1 protein-coding gene is annotated in these 2,904 nt (G+C 70.8%); it reads right to left on the bottom strand.

What is annotated here, in order from left to right; all coding sequences use genetic code 11:
• The coding region (locus tag AC07PR_RS00730) for a beta strand repeat-containing protein (protein ID WP_495134829.1) at positions 1-2,904 on the bottom strand (2,904 nt) is incomplete at both ends.

A 2,904-nucleotide genomic window follows, 5' to 3' on the forward strand; every position in this document is an offset into this window, starting at 1 on the left:
GCGCGACGGTGGACAGGGACTTCAGGTCGCCCGTCTCGATCGCGGCGATCTGGTCGGTCGTCAGGCCGGCGACCTGCTTGGTCGTCAGCGCGGCGACCTGCGAGGAGGTCAGCGCGACGATGGCGTCCGTGCTCAGTGCGCCGACTTGCGACGAGCTCAGCGCGGCGATCTGGTTGGTCGCCAGCGCGGCGACGTCACCCGATTCCATCGTGTTGATCTGGCCGGTCGTCAGCGCGGCGACCTGCTGGGTCGTCAGCGCCTTGATCTGACCGCTCGTGAGGGCGTTCAGGTCGTCCGAGGACAGGTTGCTGACCTGGCCGGTCGTCAGCGCGGCGACCTGCTGGGTCGTCAGCGCGGCGACCTGGTCGCTGTTCAGCGCGTCGAGCTGGGCGGTGCCGAGCGCGGCGATCTGGGCGGTACCCAGGGCGCGCAGCTGGCCGGAAGTGAATGCACCGAAGTCGTCCGTGGCCAGCTGGCTGACCTGTCCGGTCGTCAGCGCGGCGACCTGGGTGGTCGACAGCGCCTGGACCTGATCGGTCGACAGGGCCTGCAGCTGGTCGCTGGTCAGCGCACGCAGGGCGGTCGAGGACAGCGAGCGCAGGTCAGCCGTTTCGAGGGCGGCCATCTGGTCGGTCGTCAGACCGGCGACCTGCTTGCTGGTCAGCGCGGCGACCTGGCCCGAGGTCAGGGCGACGATCGAGTCGGTGCTCAGCGCGCCGACCTGGGCCGAGCTCAGCGCGGCGACCTGGTTGGTGGCGAGCGCCTGCACGTCGGCCGATTCCATCGTCGAGACCTGGGCGGTCGACAGCGCGGCGATCTGCTGCGTCGACAGGGCCTTGATCTGGCCGCTGGTCAGCGCGTTCAGGTCGTCCGAGGTCAGGTTGTTCACCTGGCCGGTCGTCAGCGCGGCGACCTGCTGGGTCGACAGGGCAGCGATCTGGTCGGAGTTCAGCGCCTCCAGTTGGGCGGAAGTCAGCGACTGCAGGGCGTTGGTGGCCATCGCCTTCAGGTCGCCGGATTCGAGCGCGGCCATCTGGTCGGTGCTCAGGCCCGCGACCTGCTTGCTGTTCAGCGCGGCGACCTGCGTCGAGGTCAGCGCGACGATCGAGTCCGTGTTCAGCGCGCCGACCTGGGCGGAGCCCAGTGCGGCGACCTGCGCCGTGGTCAGGGCCTGCACGTCGGCGGATTCCATCGTCGAGACCTGCGCGGTCGTCAGGGCGGCCACTTGCGCGGTGCCCAGCGCCTTGATCTGCGCGCTGTTGAGCGCGTTGAGGTCATCGCTGGCCAGGCCGGCGACCTGCGCGGTCGTCAGCGCGGAGACCTGGACCGTGCTCAAGGCGGCGACCTGGTCGGAGCCCAGCGCGTTCAACTGATCGGTGGTGAGGGCGCGCAGCGCGGTGCTGCTCAGCGCGCGGAGGTCACCGGTCTCGATGGCGGCCATCTGGTCGGTGGTGAGGCCGGCGACCTGCCTGGTCGTCAGCGCGCCCACCTGGGCGGAGCTCAGGGCGACGATCGCGTCCGTGCTCAGCGCGCCGATCTGGGCCGAGCCCAGCGATTGCAGCTGCGTGGTGGTCAGCGCGGCGACGTCGTCGCTGGTCATCGTTGCGATCTGGCCGGTCGTCAGCGAGGCGACCTGCGCGGTCGACAGCGCCTTGATCTGGCCGCTCGTGAGGGCGTTCAGGTCATCGGAGGTCAGGTTGCTGATCTGACCCGTCGTCAGCGAGGCGACCTGGGCGGTCGACAGCGCGGCGATCTGGTCGGAGCCCAGGGCCTCGATCTGGTCGGAGCCCAGGGCGCGCAGCGCGGCGGTGGACAGCGCCTTCAGGTCACCCGTTTCCAGGGCGGCCATCTGGTCGGTGGTCAGGCCGGCGACCTGCTTGGTCGTCAGCGCGCCCACCTGGGCGGAGGTCAGCGCGGCGACGTTTTCGGTCGACAGCGCGCCGACCTGCGCCGAACCCAGCGCGGCGACTTGCGCCGTCGTCAGGGCCTGCACGTCGGCGGATTCCATGCCGTTGACCTGGCCGGTGGTCAGCGCGGCGACCTGGGCGGTCGACAGCGCGCGGATCTGGGCCGAGCCCAGCGCGTTCAGGTCGTCGGAAGCCAGCGCCTGGACCTGGGCGGTCGTCAACGCGGCGACCTGGGCCGTCGTCAGCGCGGCGATCTGGTCGGAGTTCAGCGCATCGATCTGCGCGGTCGTCAGGGCGCGCAGCGCGTTGGTCGACAGCGCGCGGACGTCCACCGTCTCGATGGCGCCGACCTGGTCGGTCGTCAGGCCGCCGACCTGCTTGGTCGACAGCGGGGCGACCTGCTGCGAGCTCAGCGCGGCGATGTTCTCGGTCGACAGCGCGCCGACCTGGTCGGAGTTCAGTGCGGCGATCTGCTGCGTGGACAGGGCCTGGACGTCGTTGCTCTCCATCGTGGAGATCTGCGTCGTCGTCAGGGCGGCCACTTGCTGGGTCGACAGCGCCTTGATCTGGGCGCTGGTCAGCGCGTTCAGGTCGTCGGAGGTCAGGTTGGCGATCTGGCCGGTCGTCAGCGCGGCGACCTGCGCGGTCGTCAGCGCGGCGATCTGGTCGGAGCCGAGCGCGGCGATCTGGTCGGTGGTCAGCGCGCGGATGGCCGCGGTGCCCAGCGCCTTCAGATCGCCCGTCTCGAGGGCGGCCATCTGGTCGGTCGTCAGGCCGGCAACCTGCTTGGTCGACAGCGCGGCGACCTGCGAGGACGTCAGGGCGACGATGTTGTCGGTCGACAGGGCGCCGACCTGGTCGGAACTCAGCGCCTGCACCTGGCCGGAGCTCAGCGCCTGCACGTCGGCGCTTTCCATCGTGGAGACCTGGGCGGTCGACAGGGCGGCGACCTGGGCGGTGCCCAGCGCGCGGATCTGGGCCGAGCCCAGCGCGTTCA

This window comes from Roseateles sp. GW821-FHT09H11 (assembly GCF_059415845.1).